The sequence below is a fragment of the Streptomyces smyrnaeus genome, assembly GCF_017676345.1.
Lineage (GTDB): Bacteria > Actinomycetota > Actinomycetes > Streptomycetales > Streptomycetaceae > Streptomyces > Streptomyces smyrnaeus.
This window is the reverse complement of record NZ_JAFFZM010000010.1, coordinates 40,682-58,480: the sequence shown is the minus strand read 5'-3', so window position 1 is coordinate 58,480 and position 17,799 is coordinate 40,682. Positions and strand designations below refer to the sequence as shown.

13 protein-coding genes are annotated in these 17,799 nt (G+C 72.3%); 8 read left to right on the top strand and 5 right to left on the bottom strand.

Going from position 1 to position 17,799, the window contains the following annotated elements; translation table 11 throughout:
* The first annotated feature begins 98 nt into the window (after positions 1-98).
* The 4 genes from JW613_RS17730 to JW613_RS17715 are packed head-to-tail and all read left to right on the top strand — an operon-like array spanning position 99 to position 3,742.
* On the top strand, positions 99-1,196 hold the full coding sequence (locus JW613_RS17730; protein WP_209211946.1) for an ABC transporter substrate-binding protein: 1,098 nt from the start codon (positions 99-101) through the stop codon (positions 1,194-1,196).
* Positions 1,193-1,975 (top strand): ABC transporter ATP-binding protein, encoded by a 783-nt coding sequence (locus tag JW613_RS17725; RefSeq protein ID WP_209211795.1) that lies wholly within the window; start codon positions 1,193-1,195, stop codon positions 1,973-1,975. Before JW613_RS17730 ends, JW613_RS17725 begins: the two co-directional genes overlap by 4 nt.
* A complete protein-coding gene (locus tag JW613_RS17720) occupies positions 1,962-2,951 on the top strand; it encodes an ABC transporter permease (protein WP_209211794.1) in 990 nt (329 codons plus the stop codon). The genes JW613_RS17725 and JW613_RS17720 overlap by 14 nt, the downstream gene beginning before the upstream one ends.
* Entirely contained in the window at positions 2,951-3,742 is a 792-nt protein-coding gene (locus tag JW613_RS17715) for a sirohydrochlorin chelatase (protein ID WP_209211793.1), read from the top strand. Before JW613_RS17720 ends, JW613_RS17715 begins: the two co-directional genes overlap by 1 nt.
* Before the next feature lie 136 nt (positions 3,743-3,878).
* Here the strand turns inward: JW613_RS17715 and JW613_RS17710 are convergent, their stop codons facing one another.
* Both JW613_RS17710 and JW613_RS17705 read right to left on the bottom strand, forming a co-directional pair.
* Complete coding sequence (locus JW613_RS17710; RefSeq protein ID WP_209211792.1) at positions 3,879-5,117, bottom strand: S8 family peptidase; 1,239 nt, start codon at positions 5,115-5,117, stop codon at positions 3,879-3,881.
* Positions 5,118-5,262: 145 nt separating this feature from the next.
* Entirely contained in the window at positions 5,263-6,606 is a 1,344-nt protein-coding gene (locus tag JW613_RS17705) for a DUF5919 domain-containing protein (protein ID WP_209211945.1), read from the bottom strand.
* 178 nt (positions 6,607-6,784) lie between these two features.
* On the opposite strand from JW613_RS17705, the gene glgX reads away from it, so the two are divergent.
* Positions 6,785-8,923, top strand: coding sequence for a glycogen debranching protein GlgX (gene glgX, locus JW613_RS17700; protein WP_209211791.1), 2,139 nt, complete (start codon positions 6,785-6,787; stop codon positions 8,921-8,923).
* Positions 8,924-8,984: 61 nt separating this feature from the next.
* Positions 8,985-11,393, top strand: a complete 2,409-nt coding sequence (gene treY / locus JW613_RS17695; protein WP_209211790.1) for a malto-oligosyltrehalose synthase — start codon at positions 8,985-8,987, stop codon at positions 11,391-11,393.
* A 6-nt stretch (positions 11,394-11,399) separates the two neighbouring features.
* Here the strand turns inward: treY and JW613_RS17690 are convergent, their stop codons facing one another.
* Positions 11,400-12,308 (bottom strand): LysR family transcriptional regulator, encoded by a 909-nt coding sequence (locus tag JW613_RS17690; RefSeq protein ID WP_307865933.1) that lies wholly within the window; start codon positions 12,306-12,308, stop codon positions 11,400-11,402.
* A 105-nt stretch (positions 12,309-12,413) separates the two neighbouring features.
* Here JW613_RS17690 and lpdA point away from each other — a divergent pair, with 105 nt between their 5' ends.
* Complete coding sequence (gene lpdA, locus JW613_RS17685; protein WP_209211789.1) at positions 12,414-13,868, top strand: dihydrolipoyl dehydrogenase; 1,455 nt, start codon at positions 12,414-12,416, stop codon at positions 13,866-13,868.
* 58 nt (positions 13,869-13,926) lie between these two features.
* A complete protein-coding gene (gene treZ / locus JW613_RS17680) occupies positions 13,927-15,684 on the top strand; it encodes a malto-oligosyltrehalose trehalohydrolase (protein ID WP_209211788.1) in 1,758 nt (585 codons plus the stop codon).
* Here the strand turns inward: treZ and JW613_RS17675 are convergent.
* Both JW613_RS17675 and msrB read right to left on the bottom strand, forming a co-directional pair.
* Positions 15,681-17,204: an MFS transporter gene (locus tag JW613_RS17675; protein WP_209211787.1), complete on the bottom strand. Its 1,524-nt coding sequence runs from the start codon at positions 17,202-17,204 to the stop codon at positions 15,681-15,683. The genes treZ and JW613_RS17675 overlap by 4 nt on opposite strands.
* 154 nt (positions 17,205-17,358) lie before the next feature.
* A complete protein-coding gene (msrB, locus tag JW613_RS17670; RefSeq protein ID WP_209211786.1) occupies positions 17,359-17,763 on the bottom strand; it encodes a peptide-methionine (R)-S-oxide reductase MsrB in 405 nt (134 codons plus the stop codon).
* Between the last annotated feature and the right edge of the window lie 36 nt (positions 17,764-17,799).

The following is a 17,799-nucleotide window of genomic DNA, read 5'->3' as shown; positions in this document are numbered from 1 at the left end:
GAGTACGCCCGGTCCCCGTCCCGCATCCCCTCCTGAGAGGACGCCCCGTGTCCCCTGTCCGCAATCCGAGCCCTCGGCCGCCGCGCCACGTCCGCCGCATCCGCACCGCTCTGGGCGCCCTGGTCGCCGTGCCCTCCCTGCTGCTGGCCGCCGGCTGCGGCTACGGCTCCAAAGCCGTCGAGAGCGGCGATCCGGAGCCCGTGGGCGGCAAGAAGGTCGACGGGCTGGACGAGGTGAAGCTCGGCTACTTCCCCAACGTCACCCACGCCACCCCTCTGGTGGGGCTGCGCTCGGGCGGACCCGTCCCGCAGGAGCTGGGCGGAACGCGGGTCAGGACACAGGTCTTCAACGCGGGCCCCTCCGCGATAGAGGCGCTCAACGCGAAGGCCGTGGACATGGCGTGGGTCGGACCGTCGCCGTCCATCAACGGCTATGTGCAATCCGGCGGGAAGAACCTGCGCATCGTCGCGGGCGCGACCTCCGGCGGGGCCTCGCTGGTCGTCGACCCCGAGAAGGTCGACTCCCTCAAGGACCTCAAGGGCAAGAAGATCGCCACCCCGCAGCTGGGCAACACCCAGGACGTCGCCCTGCTGCACTACCTCAGGACCAAGGGCATCAAGATCGACCCTGAGACGGGCGAGGGCGCGACCTCGGTACTGCGACAGGACAACAAGGAGATCCCCACCACCTTCCAGCAGGGCGGCATCGACGGCGCCTGGGTGCCCGAGCCGACCGCCTCCAGACTCGTCAGCAAGGGCGGCAAGGTCCTGCTGAACGAGGAAAAACTGTGGAAGGACGGCAAGTTCGTCACCACGAACCTGGTGGTGCGGCAGGACTTCCTCGAAAAGCACCCGGACGCCGTCGAAGCGGTGGTGCGCGGATCCGTGCGGACGAACGCGTGGATCCGCTCGCACCCGGAGGCGGCCAAGAAGCACCTCAACGAAGCCCTCCGGCGGGACGCGGGCAAGCCCCTGCCCCGCAAGGTGCTCGACCGCGCGTTCGCACAGATCGATGTGACGGACGACCCGCTGGCCGCCACCTTGCGCCGGCAGGCCGAGCACGCGGCCTCGGTGGGCCTGCTGAAGCAGCCCCGGCTGTCCGGGATCTACGACCTGACCCCGCTGACCCGGGTCCTCAAGAGCGAGGGCCGCCCCGCTCCTGGCGACGCCGGGCTGGGCCGGAACGAGAGCCGATGACCACTGCAGGAGGTGAACCGGTGACCGTGACAACGACCAGGCGCGCCGCTGCCGCCCGTATCGCCAACGTCTCCAAGACGTTCGGCCGGCAGCAGGTGCTGGACGACATCAGCATCGATGTCGCCGACGGCGAGTTCGTCACCTTGCTGGGCGCGTCGGGATGCGGCAAGAGCACGCTGCTCAACCTCGTCGCCGGGCTCGACACCCCCACCTCGGGCACCGTCGAGGTGCCCGGTGGCCGCCCGGCGCTGATGTTCCAGGAGCACGCGCTCTTCCCGTGGCTGACGGCGGGCAAGAACATCGAGCTGGCGCTCAAGCTGCGCGGCATGCCCAAGGCGGAGCGCCCGGCCGAGGCCGAGCGGCTGCTGGAGCTCGTACGGCTCAAGGGCGCGCACCGCAAGCGGGTGCACGAGCTGTCCGGCGGGATGCGGCAGCGGGTCGCGCTGGCCCGCGCGCTGGCGCAGGACAGCAAGCTGCTGCTGATGGACGAGCCGTTCGCCGCGCTGGACGCCATCACCCGGGACGTCCTGCACGAGGAGCTGACCCGCATCTGGTCGGAGACGGACGTCGCCGTCCTGTTCGTCACGCACAACGTCCGGGAGGCCGTACGCCTGGCCGAGCGCGTCGTGCTGCTCTCCTCCCGGCCCGGGCGGATCGCCCGGGAGTGGCAGGTCGGCATCCCGCACCCGCGCCGGATCGAGGACGCGGACGTGGCCGGACTGTCCGTCGAGATCACCGAACAGCTCCGGGGGGAGATCCGCCGCCATGGCCAGCACTGAGACACAGCCGAAAGCCGACGACGAACGGGTGGCGTCCGCCGCAGGGGCCGCTGCCACAGAGGGTGCCGCCGCAGAGGGTGCTGCCTCAGACGCCACCGCCGCCCCGGCGAAGGGCCGCGAGGCCGGCAGCGACCTGGCCGGACTGGAGGCGGGCCTCGACGCGCTCGACACCCGCACCGCGACCCGCACACCGCTGCCGGTCCTGCTGCGCCGCAAGGCGCTGCCGCCGCTGGTGGCCGTCGCCCTGGTACTGGGGCTGTGGCAGACCGCGTTCGCGCTGGACCTGAAGCCCGACTACCAGCTGCCGAGCCCGCTGATGGTGTGGGACGCGCTGGCCGAGGAGTGGTACAAGGGCACCATCCTCAGCATCATCTGGCAGAGCGTCTCACGGGGCGCGCTGGGCTTCGTGGTGGCGCTGGCGGTCGGTACACCGTTGGGGCTGCTGGTGGCGCGGGTGCGACCGGTACGCGCGGCGATCGGGCCGATACTGTCGGGGCTGCAGTCGCTGCCGTCGGTGGCGTGGGTGCCCGCCGCCATCATCTGGTTCGGGCTGACGGACGCCACGATCTACGCGGTGGTACTGCTCGGCGCCGTCCCCTCCATCGCCAACGGGCTGGTCGCAGGCGTGGACCGGATCGATCCGCTGCATCTGCGCGCCGGAAAGGTCCTCGGCGCGACAGGAGTGCGGGGCGTACGGCATGTGCTGCTGCCCGCCGCGCTGCCGGGCTACATCTCGGGCCTCAAGCAGGGCTGGGCGTTCTCCTGGCGCTCCCTGATGGCGGCCGAACTCATCGCCACCTCCCCCGAGCTGGGCGCCGGTCTGGGCCGGCTGCTGGAGACCGGACGCTCCTACCAGGACATGCCGCTGGTGCTCGGGGCGATTCTGCTCATCCTGCTGGTGGGCATCGGCATCGAACTGCTCATCTTCGCGCCCGTCGAGCGGCGCGTCCTGCGCCACCGGGGGCTGCTGCGCTGATGTACCCCGCACCACTGGACCCCGCCGGCCCGCGGCCACCCGCACTGCTGCTCGTCGCGCACGGGAGCCGGGACCCCAGACACGCCGCGACGATCGGCGCGCTCACCACCCGGGTACGGCGGCGGCTGCCCGGCGTCCGGGTGGCGGCAAGCTACCTGGACTTCGACGCGCCGTCGGTGCACGGGGCGCTGGGACGGCTGTACGCGGCCGGGACCCGCGAGGTCGTGGCCGTCCCGCTCCTGCTCACCCGTGCCTTCCACGCCAAGACCGACATTCCGGGGGTACTGGCCGAGGTGACGTCCGCGCTGCCGGACCTGACCGTCCAGCAGGCCGACGTACTGGGCCCGCACCCCCTGCTGACCGCCGCCTTGGAGCGGCGGCTGCGCGCGGCCGGGCTGCCCCCCGGCGACGCGCACTCGACCGGCGTCGTCCTGGCGTCCGCCGGTTCCTCGGACCCGGAGGCGAGCGCAGTGATCGCTGAAATCGCGCGGGAGTGGCGGCGTACCACCGGTTGGTGTGCCGTGCGGCCTGCGTTCGCCTCCGCTGCTCGACCCCGCACGGCGGACGCCGTGCGGGACCTGCGCGCCGCCGGAGCCCGCCGGGTCGCCGTCGCCCCCTATGTGCTGGCCCCCGGCCGCCTCCCCGACCGCATCGCGGCCGGAGCCCACGAGGCCGGAGCCGACGTACTCGCCCCGGCACTGGGCGCGGCGCCGGAGGTGGCCCGGGTGGTGATCGAGCGCTACACGGCCGTGGCCGGTCGGCGAAGGACCGCACAAGCGGCAGCCGCGTAGCGGCTGTCGAAGCGGCGCCGGTACGGGAGCGGCCCGCCGTGCCCCGTGGGGGGAGGGCGCGGCGGGCCTGGTGGGCGCTTACCCGGAAATCCGGGGTTACGCACGGGCGTCGGTCAGAAATGACCGTGAATGAGCGTTACTTGGGCACGCGCAGCAGCTTGTTGGGCGTGCCGGTGCTCGGGTTGGTGATCGCCGACTTGGTCGCGCCGTCCGTCAGCGCCTTGGCGACCTGCGCGGGAGTGGCCGTCTTGTGCCGGCTCAGATAGAGGGCGGCGGCGCCCGAGACGTGCGGGGTGGCCATGGAGGTGCCCCAGCCGGCCATGGAGGCGGTGTCGCTCCTGTTGCTGGCCGAGACGACGTCGATGCCGGGGGCGTACAGGTCGACGCTCTTGCCGTAGTTGGAGAAGTCCGTCTGCCGGTCCTGCTGGTCGCTGGCTGCCACCGTGATGGCCTGGGGCACCCGGGCCGGGGAGGCGGCGGAGGCGTCACCGCTGTCGTTGCCGGCCGCGACGACGCAGGTGATGTTCGCGGCGACAGCTCGTTCGACGGCCTCGTCCAGCGCGTAGTCCTTGAAGCCGCCGATGCTCATGTTGGCCACGGCCGGGCCGCCCTTGGCCTTGTGGTCCTTGATCATCCAGTCGATCCCGGCGACGGCGTCGGCCGTGGTGCCCCTGTTGTCGTTGCCGAGGATGCGCACGGCGACGATCTTCGCCTTCTTGGCTATGCCGTACTTGGTGCCCGCGATGGTGCCGGAGACGTGTGTGCCGTGGTTGGCGCCGTCCTGCGCGGTCTTGTCGCCGTCCACGACGTCGTAGCCGTTGACGGCCCGGCCGCCGAAGTCCTGGTGGCTGACGCGCACGCCGCTGTCGACGACGTACGCCCGCACGCCCGAACCGGCGCTGTCGGGGTAGCCGTACTTCTTGTCGAGCGTCTTGGCCGCCTGGTCGACCCGGTCCTGTCCCCAGGAGGGCGGATCGGTCTGGGTGGCCTGTCCGGTGATCACCCGGGCCTGGACGACCTTGGCCACCTTGTCGTCGGCCGCCAGCCGCCGGGCGTCCTCGGCGCTGAGCCCCTTGGTGGAGTAGCCGTTGAGCGCGGTGTGGTAGGTGTGCTCGACCTTGCCGCCGTACTCGTCGGACAGGTCCTCGGCCTCCGTGGCCGCCCTGGCCCCGGTGCCCTTGGCGGGGTCGCCCTTGAGCAGCACGATGTAGTCGCCCTTGACCGCGCCCTTCGCGCCGGCCCCCAGGACGGTGCCCTCGGCAGGTGCGGCACCGGCTGGGAGGGTCAGCAGTGTCGCTCCCCCCGCGACGGCGACGGCGGCGCCGATCGCGAGGGATATCCGGCGCTTGGTGTGGCGTGCCCCGTGTTGTGCCATGCCGAGGAAGTCCTCCGAAGTGTGCGGTCGAGCCGATCCGTCGATGGATCGTTCGAAACACTGTCGGATTGCCCGGTGTGGCTCAAGGGACTTGGGGGACTGTGACACACACGACACACGGGGGTGGCCGCCTGCTGCCGCACATCTACGACACCGGCCGCGAGTCCGCCCAGAACGACTCGAACTCCTCACGGTAGGCGGGGAAGAGCGCCCCCTCCGACTCGTCGCGGGCGGCCGGCGAGACCGTACGACCGGGACCGCGCAGCACGAAGACGGGCGTCTCCATCCCCCGCGCGCCGCGCAGATACGACTGGACGACTGCCAACCCGTCGGGGCCGTCCCCGTCGACCATGTACGCGGTGAACCGCGGGGTCTCGTCGAAGACATGGATCTCAAAGGCCGCCTGGTCCCGCAGCCGGGAGCGGACCCGCCGCATATGGAGGATGTTGGTCTCCACCGAGCGGGCCAGTTCGCCCCGCTTGAGGCCCAGCTCCCGCTCCCGCCGCTTCACGGCGCTGCTGGCCGGGTTGAGGAACAGCAGCCGCACCCGGCAGCCCGCCTCGGCCAGCCGCACCAGCCGCCGCCCGCTGTAGTTCTGCACCAGCAGATTGAGCCCGATCCCGATGGCGTCCAGCCGTCGCGCCCCGCCGAACAGGTCCTCGGCGGGGAGCTGCCGCTGGAGCCGCACCCGGTCGGCGTGCACACCGACCACATCGGCGAAGCGGTCCCCGACCAGCTCCTCCACGGCGTCGACCGGCAGCCGGCCGACCGCGGCCGCCCCCTCGGGCACGGTCCCCAGCAACTCCAGCAGCCGCCGGCACATCCGCTCGGCCTGTGCGAGCACCGTCTCGGACAGCGCGCGGTTGCGCGCCACGGCGCTGCGCGCCACCTCCAGTTCGTCCAGCGCCAGCTCCACCTCGCGCCGGTCGTCGAAGTACGGCTCGAAGCAGGGCCAGTGCTGCACCATCAACTCGCGCAGCTGCGGCAGCGTCAGGAACGAGATGAGGGTGTCGTCGGCGGGGTCCAGGAGATAGCCCTTGCGCCGGCTGACCTCCCGTACGGCCGCGGCCCGCTGCACCCACTCCTGCCCCGCCGGTCCGGCCGCGGCGATCACCCACTCCTCGCCGTGGACGGGTTCGTAGATCGGCCGCAGTACGGCGGCGACGACGGCCCGCGTCCGCTGTTCGACCAGGTTCAGCCAGACGTAGGCGCGCCCGGCGCGCTGCGCCCTGGTGCGTACCTCGGCCCAGTCGTCCTCGCTCCAGCCCACGTCCGCGCCGATCTCCATGGGGCGCGCCAGCGGGACGGCGCCGGGTTGCAGCCCCGCCTCCCCCAGCCTCCGGCCGGGCGGTCCTCCCGTCCCCAGCCCGCCCATGGGATCGTCCGCCGTTCCGGCCTCCGAGGCGGCACCACCGCCTTCCGGCCCCTCACCGCCGTCGCCTGGGGGGAGTTCAAGCCCTCCCGCGCCCAACTGCGCACCGCCTTCCACGCCCGGTCTCGGCCCCCGCTGTTCGATCAAGGAAGACTACTGCGGCCGTCCGACAGGTGCACCCGGAACCCCTGTCAACTTCCGGTAACCGCACCGGCGGACGGGGGAAGATGACGACGGGGCCCACCGCGCCCGCCGCGGTGCGGTAGCGACACGTCGATGGGGAAGAGACACTCCTATGCAGGTCTGGCCGGGACACGCGTACCCCTTGGGGGCCAACTACGACGGCGCGGGCACCAATTTCGCCGTCTTCTCCGAGGCGGCGGAGCGCGTAGAGGTGTGCTTGCTGCACGAGGACGGTTCGGAGACGGCGGTCGAGCTGCGCGAGTCGGACGGGTTCGTACGGCACGCCTATCTGCCCGGGGTGCTGCCCGGCCAGCGCTACGGCTTCCGCGCCCACGGCCCGTACACGCCGGAGAACGGCCGGCGCTGCAACAGCGCCAAACTGCTGCTCGATCCGTACGCGAAGGCCATCAGCGGCTCGGTCGACTGGAACGAGGCCGTCTTCGGCTACCACTTCGACGACCCCGAGCGGCGCAACGACCTCGACTCCGCACCGCACACCATGACCTCCGTGGTGATCAACCCCTACTTCGACTGGGGCGACGACCGCCCGCCGCGCACCGACTACCACCGCACGGTGCTCTACGAGGCACATGTGAAGGGCCTCACCATGCTGCACCCGCAGTTGCCGGACGAGCTGCGCGGCACCTACGCGGCGCTGGCGCACCCCGCGGTCATCGCCCATCTGACGCAGCTGGGCGTCACCGCGCTGGAGCTGATGCCGGTGCACCAGTCGGTCACCGACCACCGGCTCGCCGAGGCGGGTTTGAGCAACTACTGGGGCTACAACACCATCGGCTTCTTCGCCCCGCACAACGCCTACGCCTCCTGGGGCGAGCGCGGCCAGCAGGTGCAGGAGTTCAAACACGCCGTGCGCGCGCTGCACGAGGCAGGCATCGAGGTCATCCTCGACGTCGTCTACAACCACACGGCGGAAGGCAACCACCTCGGCCCCACGCTCTCCTTCCGGGGACTGGACAACGCCTCGTACTACCGCCTCGCGGACGATCGGCGCTACTACCTGGACACGACGGGCACGGGGAATTCACTCCTGATGCGCAGCCCCCACGTCCTCCAGCTCATCATGGACTCGCTGCGCTACTGGGTGCTGGAGATGCACGTGGACGGCTTCCGCTTCGATCTGGCCGCCACCCTGGCGCGGCAGTTCCACGAGGTCGACCGGCTCTCCTCCTTCTTCGACCTGGTGCAGCAGGATCCCGTCGTCAGCCAGGTGAAGCTGATCGCCGAGCCGTGGGACCTGGGCGAGGGCGGCTACCAGGTGGGCAACTTCCCGCCCCTGTGGACCGAGTGGAACGGGCGCTACCGCGACACCGTACGCGACCTGTGGCGGGGCGAACCGCGTGCCATGGCCGAGTTCGGCTTCCGGCTCACCGGCTCCTCCGACCTCTACCAGGACGACGGACGCCGCCCGCTGGCCTCCATAAACTTCGTCACCTGCCACGACGGATTCACCCTGCACGACCTGGTCTCGTACAACGACAAGCACAACGAGGCCAACGGCGAGGACAACCGCGACGGGGAGAGCTACAACAGATCCTGGAACTGCGGCGCCGAGGGGCCCACGGACGACGCCTCGGTGGTGGCACTGCGGCGCCGGCAGAAGCGGAACCTGATCGCCACGCTGATGCTGTCCCAGGGTGTGCCGATGCTCAGCCACGGCGACGAGTTCGGCCGCACACAGCACGGCAACAACAACGCCTACTGCCAGGACGGCCCGCTGGCCTGGGTGCGGTGGCCGGGCGACGGTGCCCCCACCGACTGGTCCGGTGCGCCCGACCAGGCGCTGTGCGACTTCGTGCGCGCCATGGTGTGGCTGCGGCGCGACCACCCCGTCTTCCGCCGCCGCCGCTTCTTCCACGGGCGGCCCATGGAGGGCACCCACGACGAGCTCTCCGACGTCGCCTGGTTCACCCCGCAGGGCGCCGAGATGACCCAGCGCGACTGGCAGGCCGCCCACACCCGCTCCCTGACCGTCTTCCTCAACGGCAACGCCATCTCCGAGCCGGGCGAGCGCGGGGAGCGCATCACGGACGACTCGTTCCTGCTGCTGTTCAACGCCCACCACGAGCCGGTGGACTTCGTGATCCCGGTCAACCACGGCCGGGAGTGGGAGGTCGTCGTCGACACCGCCCAGGAGGAGACCTACGTGCAAGGAGGGGGCCCGAAGGTGGCCGCGGGCGCGCAGCTGCCCCTGGAGTCCCGCAGCATGGCGGTGCTGCAACGCCCGGTGTGACCGACGGTGCGGCCCCTGCTTTCCCGTCTGAGGGCGTCCCCGGCCGGGAAAGAGGGCTCATATGACATGTGAGGGCACTCCGTCGGCGGCCACGCCCACGGCGACCTACCGCCTCCAGCTCCAGCCGGACTTCCCGTTCGCCGCCGCCGAGCGCGCCGTCCCCTACCTGGCGCGGCTCGGCGTCTCGCATCTGCACCTGTCCCCCGTGCTGACGTCCGTGCCGGGCTCCACCCACGGCTACGACGTGACCGAGCACGGCTCGGTGCGCCGGGAGCTGGGGGGCGAGCGCGGGCTGCGGGCGCTGGCGGCCACCGCCCGCGCCCACGGGCTGGGGCTGGTCCTGGACATCGTGCCGAACCATATGGCCGTCCCCTCCGACACCCGGTTGAACCGCCCGCTGTGGGAGGTGCTGCGCCAGGGCCCCGCCTCCCCCTGGGCGCGCTGGTTCGACATCGACTGGGCGGCGGGCGACGGGCGGGTGCTGCTGCCGGTGCTCGGGGAGCGGTTGCACGAGGCGCTGCCCGGGATGCGGGTCAAGGACGGCACCCTGCGCTACCACGATCACGTGCTGCCCCTGCGCGAGGGCACCGAGCAGCTGCCGCTGCCCGAACTGTGCGCGGCGCAGCACTACCGCCTGGCGTGGTGGCGGCTGGGCAGGAGCGAGCTCAACTACCGTCGATTCTTCACCATTTCCGGGCTCATCGGGGTACGGGTCGAGGACCCGGAGGTGTTCGCGGCCACCCACCGCAAGGTGCTCCAGCTGCTGCGCGAGGGCGTCATCGACGGGTTGCGCGTCGACCATCCGGACGGTCTCGCCGATCCGGGCGGCTATCTGCGGCGGCTGCACGAGCAGAGCGGGGGCCGCTGGACGGTCGTGGAGAAGATCCTCGCCGACGGGGAAGCGCTGCCCCGCGACTGGCCGGTGGCGGGCACGACGGGGTACGACGCGCTCCGGCACGTGGACGGGCTCTTCACCGACCCGCACGGCCACCGCGAACTGGTCGAGGCGTACCGGGCGTTCACCGGGGTGCCGGCGGACCTGGGGGGCGAGTGGGAGGCGACCCGGCAGCGCGCCGCCCGTCGCGTGCTGACCCACGACCTGGCCGCCGAGACGGAACGGCTGACCCGTACCGCCGTCCGGGCGTGTGCCGCGTCCCCGGACCTGGCGCTGCACGACCACGCGCCCTGGGCGCTGCGGACCGCGCTGTGCGAGCTGCTGGTGCGGCTGCCGGTGTACCGCCCGTACACCGCGCACGGCGCTCCCGCCGGGCCGGAGGACGCCGCGCTGCTGGAGCGCGCCGCGGCAGGGGCCCGCGAGGTTTTCCGGCCGGCGGAGGAGGCCGCGGCGGTGGACGCCGTACTGCGGCTCGCGCTGGGCGACGCCTCGACCGGGTCCGGCACGGACAGCAGGCGGTTCCCGGTGCGGTTCGCGCAGTTGTCCTCCGCGCTGCGCGCCAAGTCGGTGGAGGACGCGGCCTTCTACCGCTATGTGCCGCTGCTGTCGGCGTGCGAGGTGGGCGGCGAGCCGGGCAGCCCGGCAGTGCCGCCCGAGCGGTTCCACGCGTACTGCGCCCGTATGCAGCGGGAGCGGCCCACATCGGGCGTGGTGCTGTCCACACACGACACCAAACGCAGCGGTGACGCCCGCGCCGCACTGGCCGTACTGAGCGAGTGCCCAGGTCAGTGGGCCGAACTGCTGGCGCGGACCGACACCTCGGCGGCGCCCGACCGCCACACGGCCTGGGTGTACCGGCAGACCGCGCTCGCCCTCGGCGTGTTCCCGCCGCCGCCCGAACGGCTGGTGCCCGCCCTGCTGAAGGCGGTACGGGAAGCGGGGCTGCGCACCACCTGGACGGAGCCGGACGCGGAGTACGAGGCCGCCGTCGAGCACTTCGTCACCGCCCAGCGCGACAGCGCGGACGCACCTGCGACGGCCGCCTTCGCTGCCGGTCTCGCCCCTCATGTGCGGGCCAACGTGCTGGGGGCCGCACTGGTGCAGCTGACGATGCCCGGCGTGCCCGATCTGTACCAGGGCACCGAGCACACCTACCGGGCGCTCGTGGACCCCGACAACCGGGATCCGGCGGTGCTGGGCGAGCGGCACGGACGCGGTCTGCTGGACACGGAGAAGGCGCGGCTGACGGCAACTGCGCTGCGGCTGCGCGCCGACCGCCCGGAGCTGTTCCTGTCCAGGGCCGCGTCCGCGTACGAACCGCTGTACGCCCAGGGCGAGCAGGCCGCGCACTGCGTGGCGTTCGTACGGACCGGTGCGGTGCTGGTCGCGGTCACCCGGCTGTCGTTGCGTGTGCACCGGCACGGCGGCTGGGGCACCACGAGCCTGACGCTGCCTGAGGGCACCTGGCGGGACGCCCTCGCAGATGGCAGCAGCACGCGCGAACTGTCCGGCACCGTGTTGTTGAGCCACCTCTTCCGGAGCGCACCGGTGGCCCTGCTCGAACGCCGGGTCTAGCCGGAGCTAGCCGGGCCGGTCGCCGGGCGGCTGCTCTCGCCGCAGTACGCGCAGAAAGGCCTCCGCCGCCCCGGTCGGCCGGGAGCGGCAGAAGGCGGTGAGCGGGCGGCGCCAGGGCGGGCCGATGTCCACCAGTTGCCGGGCGGGCACGAGGGCAGGAGTCAGATGCGCCGAGACGAGACAGATGCCCGCGCCGGCCGCGGCCATCCGGGCCGCCGTCGTCGGGTGCTCGACCCGCAGGGCGGTGTGCGGGACGAAACCGGCCCGGCCGCAGACCAGGTCGACGAAGGGCCGGCCCTCGATCCAGGGTTCCATCCCGCACCGCACCCAGCCGCGGTCGGCCAGTTCCTCCAGCGCCACGGGCTCCCCCTTGGCACCCGGGCGGTCGCACAGCGGGTCGTCGGGCGGAACGACGAGGACGATCCTCTCCTCGCCGATCTCCCAGCAGGGGCCGTGCCAGTCCTCGACCCGGTAGCCGACGGCGAGGTCGGCGACCCCGCGTGCCATCCGTTCCCGCAGTTCCTCCTCCGTCGCGTACTCGCGCAGCCGCAGCGTCACCCGCGGGTGGAGCTGCCGCATCCGCGCGACGGCCTCGGTCAGGACGCCGACCGCCAGCCCGTGCACGGTGGCGATCTCCAGCTCGCCGCCGCCCGCACCGGCCGCGGCGCGGGCCGCACGGCGGGCCTGGCGGGCGCTGCGGACGGCGAGTTCGGCGTCCGGCAGGAAGGCGCGCCCCATGGGGGTCAGCCGCACACCGCGCGGCAGCCGTTCCAGCAGCGGGCCACCGACCTCACGCTCCAGCGCCTTGATCTGGTGCGAGAGTGCCGACTGGGTGACGTGCAGCGCCTCGGCGGCGCGCGTGAAGGAGGTCTCCTCGACGACCGTCACCAGATACTCCATCTGCCGCAGACTCACCAGTCGACCTCCGGGCGCTGGCCGAAACTCCCATGAATGCTTCTCATCGCTTCCATAGAATCATTGCGTTGGACTCATCAGCCGACGGGGGCCGAGGCTGGGGCCATGAGTGGGAACACCACAGAAGTGATCGTCATCGGCGGCGGAACGGGCGGCTACAGCACCGCACTTCGCGCCGCACACCTGGGTCTCGGCGTCACCCTCGTCGAGCGGGAGTTGGTCGGCGGCACCTGTCTGCATCGCGGCTGTGTGCCCAGCAAGGCGATGCTGCACGCCGCGGAACTGGTCGACGGGGTGGCCGAGGCCCGCGAGCGGTGGGGCGTCAAGGCCACGCTGGACAGCGTCGATTGGAGCGCCCTGGTCGCCACCCGCGACGACATCGTCTCGCGCAACCACAAGGGCGTGGAAGGCCAGCTGTCCAAGGCCGGCGTCACGGTCGTACGGGGCACCGCGACGCTGGCCGGGCCCCACCATGTCGACGTCGAGACCGCGGCGCACGGGGGACGCGAGCGGTGGACGGCCCGGCGCGGTCTCGTCCTGGCGACCGGCTCCCGGCCGCGTACGCTGCCCGGCCTGGAGCCGTCCGGGGAGCACGTGGTCACCAGCGACGACGCGCTGTTCGCTCCCGGGCTGCCGGGCAGCGTGCTGGTGCTGGGCGGCGGAGCGATCGGTGTGGAGTACGCCTCGTTCCACCGCTCCATGGGCGCCGAGGTCACCCTGGTGGAGGCTGCGGAGCGGCTGCTGCCGCTGGAGGACGCGGACGTCAGCCGCCAGCTGACCCGCGCGCTGAAGAAGCGGGGCATCACCGTGCTGACGGGCGCCCGCCTGGTGGACGCGCACCGGACCGACGCGGGGCGGACCGGCGGGTCGGGCGCGGGGGTCGAGGCGCGGGTGCGGCCGGCGCGCGGGGCGGAGACCGTCCTGGCGGCAGAAAGGCTGCTGGTGGCGGTGGGCCGCGTCCCGGTCACCGACGGGCTGGGCCTGGCGGCGGCCGGGGTGGCGACGGACGAGCGGGGCCATGTGCCACCGGCCGACTGGACCACCCTGGAGACGGCCGTCCCCGGTGTGCACGTCGTCGGCGATCTCCTCCCGCCGCCCTCCCTGGGGCTGGCGCACGCCTCGTTCGCGGAGGGGCTGGTGGTCGCGGAGACGCTGGCAGGACTCTCGCCCCGTCCGGTGGACTACGCGGCGGTGCCGCGTGTGACGTACTCCAGCCCGCAGACCGCTTCGGTCGGGCTGAGCGAGGCGGCGGCCAGGGCCGACGGGCGCGAGGTGGTGACCAATGTGCTGCCGTTGACCGCCACGGCCAAGGGCATGGTGCACGGTCAGGGCGGCATGGTGAAGGTCGTCGCCGAACCCGGCCCCGCCGGGCGGGTACTGGGCGTGCATCTGGTGGGCCCGCACGTCTCCGAGATGATCGCGGAGTCCCAGCTCGCCGTCGCCTGGGACGCCTCCCCCGAGGACATCGCCCAGCACATCCACCCGCACCCGACGCTGAGCGAGGCGGTCGGGGAGGCCTTCCTGACGCTGGCGGGACGGGGACTGCACCAGCACGGGTGAGCGGCCCGGTCCCGGCCGCCCGGCGACAGGTGCCGGGCGGCCGGTGAGAATGGAGCGCATGCTGTTCGACGTATGGGCTCCCACCGCGCGAACCGTCACCCTGCATCTCCCGCCCGCCCCCGGGCTCCCGATGACCCCCTCGCCCACCCACCGGGGGTGGTGGCAGGCCGAGGCACCGGCCCGGGACGGCACCCGCTACGGCTTCTCCCTCGACGGCGGGCCGGTACTGCCGGACCCGAGGTCGCGCCGCCAGCCCGACGGGCCCGAAGGGCTCAGCGCCGTCGTCGAACACGACGCGTACACCTGGCGGCACCCCTGGCGGGGGGTGCCGCTGCCCGGGGCCGTCCTGTACGAGCTGCACATCGGCACCTTCACGCCCCAGGGCACCTTCGAGGCGGCGATCGACCGTCTCGGCCACCTGGCGGACCTGGGTGTCAGCCATGTCGAGCTGATGCCCGTCTGTCCGTTCCCCGGCACCCACGGCTGGGGCTACGACGGAGTGGCGCTGTGGGCGGTGCACGAGCCCTACGGGGGGCCGGACGGGCTGAAGGCGTTCGTGGACGCCGCACACGGCCACGGCCTCGGGGTCGTCCTGGACGTCGTGCACAACCATCTGGGCCCGTCCGGGAACCGACTGCCGGCGTTCGGGCCGTACTTCACCGACCGCCACCGCACCCCCTGGGGTTCGGCCGTCAACCTGGACGCGCCCGGTTCCGACGAGGTGCGCGCCCACCTCATCGGCAGCGCGCTGGCCTTTCTGCGCGACCACCACCTCGACGGGCTGCGGCTGGACGCCGTCCACGCGCTGGCCGACACCCGTGCGGAGCACTTCCTGGCCCAGCTGTCCGAGGCCGTCGACACGCTGGCCGCACACACCGGGCGCCCGCTGTTCCTGATCGCCGAGTCCGATCTGAACGACCCGCGCACCACGGCCCCGCGCAGCGCCAACGGCCATGGCGTGCACGCCCAGTGGAACGACGACTTCCACCACGCCCTGCACACCGCGCTGACCGGCGAGTCGCACGGCTATTACGCCGACTTCGCAGCCGCACCGCTCGCCGCCCTCACCAAGACGCTGACCGGCGCCTTCTTCCACGACGGTACGTACTCCAGCTTCCGCGGGCGCGGCCACGGCCGGCCCGTGCGCCGTCCCGGAGCCGCCGAGACCCCGGCACACCGCTTCCTGGCGTACGCGCAGACGCACGACCAGATCGGCAACCGGGCGCTGGGCGACCGGCTTTCCATGTCCCTGCCGCCCGGACTGCTGGCGTGCGCGGCCGCACTGGTACTGCTGGCGCCGGGAACGCCGATGCTGTTCATGGGCGAGGAGTGGGGCGCCCGCACCCCCTGGCAGTACTTCACCGACCACCAGGACGCCGAACTGGCCGAGGCCGTACGCGCGGGGCGGCGACGGGAGTTCGCGGAACACGGGTGGGAGGCCGAGGAGATCCCCGACCCGCAGGACCCGGCGACCCGCCGCCGCTCGTGCCTGGACTGGGACGAGCCCTCCCGGGCGCCGCACGCCCGGCTGCTGGACTGGCACCGCACGCTGCTGGGGGTGCGCCGGGCCCATCCCGTGCTGGCGCACCTGCCGTTGGGCGAGGCGGGTGTCCGCTGCGCGGAGGGCGGCGATGAGCGGTGGTTGCTGCTTTGCAACGGGCCGCTGTACGTCGCGGTGAACTTCTCCGCGGAGCGTGCGGCAACCGTGCCGCTGCCCTCCGCGCAGGCGGCGCTGCTCGCCGCCTGGGAGCCGGAGACGCGGGTGGTGGACGGTGCGGTGCGGCTGCCGCCGGCGTCCGCCGCGGTGCTGCGCTAGCGGTTCGGAGAGGGGATGCCCCTACTGGTCGTTCGCGGACTGCGGGAGCTTGGTGGCAGCTCGCGCGGTTCCCCGTGCCCCTGACGGGGCGCGCCGGTGTCGCGGCCGGAGGATGACGGCAGGAACGCGGCGATCAGGAGGCCCAGCACCGCCGCGCCCGCCGCGATGAGGAAGGCCGTACGGAAGCCGTCCATGTTGGGCACCCGGGTGGCGCCGAGCGGGCTGGTCATATGGGCGAGGACCACGCCGACGACCGCGCTCGACGTCGATGTCCCGATCGAACGCATCAGAGTGTTCAGCCCGTTGGCCGCGCCGGACTCGGAGGGGGCGACGGCTTTGAGGATCAGTGCGGGCATCGCGGAGTAGGCGATTCCGATGCCGACGCCGATCAGCACGGACAGCACCACCGTCTGCCACACCGCCGACATCAGCCGGGTGCCCAGCAGATAGGAGACGGCCAGGATCAGCAGACCCGTCATCAGCGACACCTTGGGGCCGCGAGCCTTGGACAGCCGCGCCGACAGCGAGGAGACGAGCATCATGGCGATGCCCATGGGCGCCACGCACAGCCCGGAGACCACCATCGACTGGCCGAGCCCGTATCCGGTGGCGGCGGGCAGTTGCAGGAGTTGCGGCAGGACCAGTGTGAGGGCGTAGAAGGCGAGGCCGACCATGATGGAGGCGAGGTTGGTCAGCAGCACCTGGCGGCGGGCCGTCGTACGCAGGTCCACCAGCGGGTGGGGGATCCGCAGTTCGAACAGCCCCCAGACGGCGAAGATCACCGCGGCGGAACCGAACAGGCCCAGTACGGTGCCGCTCGACCAGCCCCAGTCACCGCCCTTGGAGATGGGCAGCAGCAGCGTCACCAGTCCCGCGGTCAGCCCCAGGGTGCCCAGCACGTCGAAGCGGCCAGGGGCGCGGGTCGGGGACTCGGGCACCAGGAGGGCGACGAGCACCATGGCGAGCGCGCCGATGCCCGCCGAGCCGAAGAAGAGCACATGCCAGTCGGTGTACTGGGCGATGTAGGCGGCCAGCGGCATGCCCAGCGCGCCGCCCACTCCGAGCGACGAGCTCATGAACGCCATGGCCGAGCCCAGTCGTTCGGGCGGCAGCGCGTCGCGCATGATGCCGATGCCCAGCGGAATGGCGCCCATCGCGAACCCCTGCACGGCTCGCCCGGCGACCATCGGCACCAGCGCCGAGGTGAAGCCGCACATCAGCGAGCCGAGCACCATCAGTCCCAGGCTCAGCAGCACGATCCGCCGCTTCCCGTACAGATCGCCGAGCCTGCCCATGATGGGCGTGGCGACGGCGCCGGACAGCAGGGTGGAGGTGATCACCCAGGAGGCGTTGGACGTCGTGGTGTGCAGCAGGGTCGGCAGTTGGGCGACGACCGGGACGATGAGGGTCTGCATGACGGCGACGGAGATCCCACCGAACGCCAGTACGGGGACGATCCAACGCCCGCCCGCCGCCGTACCTATGTGCCCACCCGGCCCCGCAGCCAAGCTCTCCCCCACGCGCCTCGCCACCCCTTCACTGTTGAGTTCACTGTTGCGCTGTCCACCGTGTCGCGCCGCATGACCAGACGCATGACATCAGCTGCGTGCAGCGTACAAATGAACTGCCGGGGTCGGTCGCGTATTCCGCCGGAGGGCGGGCACTTCGGTCTTCCTACTCCTTGGGCTCCAGCTTCAAGGAGATCGAGTTGATGCAGTAGCGCTGATCCGTGGGCGTCGGATAGCCCTCGCCCTCGAAGACGTGCCCGAGGTGGGAGCCGCAGCGGGCGCAGCGGACCTCGGTGCGGACCATGCCCATGGAGCTGTCGGTCAGCAGCTCGACGGCGTCCGAGTCGGCCGGGTCGTAGAAGCTGGGCCAGCCGCAGTGGGAGGCGAACTTGGTGTCCGAGCGGAACAGCTCGGCGCCGCAGGCCCGGCAGGTGTAGACGCCCGTGGTCTCGGTGTCGGTGTACTCACCGGTGAACGGGCGCTCCGTACCGGACTCGCGCAGCACGTGGTACTCCTCGGGCGTCAGCTCCGCGCGCCACTGCTCCTCGGTCTTGTCGATCTCGTAGGCCATCTCGGCTCCTCAGCGCTGTTCGGGGTACGGGCGGGG

What these genes read in the sequence shown, in the direction of transcription:
- JW613_RS17715 (WP_209211793.1), top strand. Translation starts at nt 2,951, where the DNA reads ATGTACCCCGCACCACTGGACCCCGCCGGCCCGCGGCCACCCGCACTG.
- msrB (WP_209211786.1), bottom strand. Translation starts at nt 17,763, where the DNA reads ATGGCCTACGAGATCGACAAGACCGAGGAGCAGTGGCGCGCGGAGCTG.
- lpdA (WP_209211789.1), top strand. Translation starts at nt 12,414, where the DNA reads ATGAGTGGGAACACCACAGAAGTGATCGTCATCGGCGGCGGAACGGGC.
- treZ (WP_209211788.1), top strand. Translation starts at nt 13,927, where the DNA reads ATGCTGTTCGACGTATGGGCTCCCACCGCGCGAACCGTCACCCTGCAT.
- treY (WP_209211790.1), top strand. Translation starts at nt 8,985, where the DNA reads ATGACATGTGAGGGCACTCCGTCGGCGGCCACGCCCACGGCGACCTAC.
- JW613_RS17725 (WP_209211795.1), top strand. Translation starts at nt 1,193, where the DNA reads ATGACCACTGCAGGAGGTGAACCGGTGACCGTGACAACGACCAGGCGC.
- JW613_RS17720 (WP_209211794.1), top strand. Translation starts at nt 1,962, where the DNA reads ATGGCCAGCACTGAGACACAGCCGAAAGCCGACGACGAACGGGTGGCG.
- glgX (WP_209211791.1), top strand. Translation starts at nt 6,785, where the DNA reads ATGCAGGTCTGGCCGGGACACGCGTACCCCTTGGGGGCCAACTACGAC.
- JW613_RS17710 (WP_209211792.1), bottom strand. Translation starts at nt 5,117, where the DNA reads ATGGCACAACACGGGGCACGCCACACCAAGCGCCGGATATCCCTCGCG.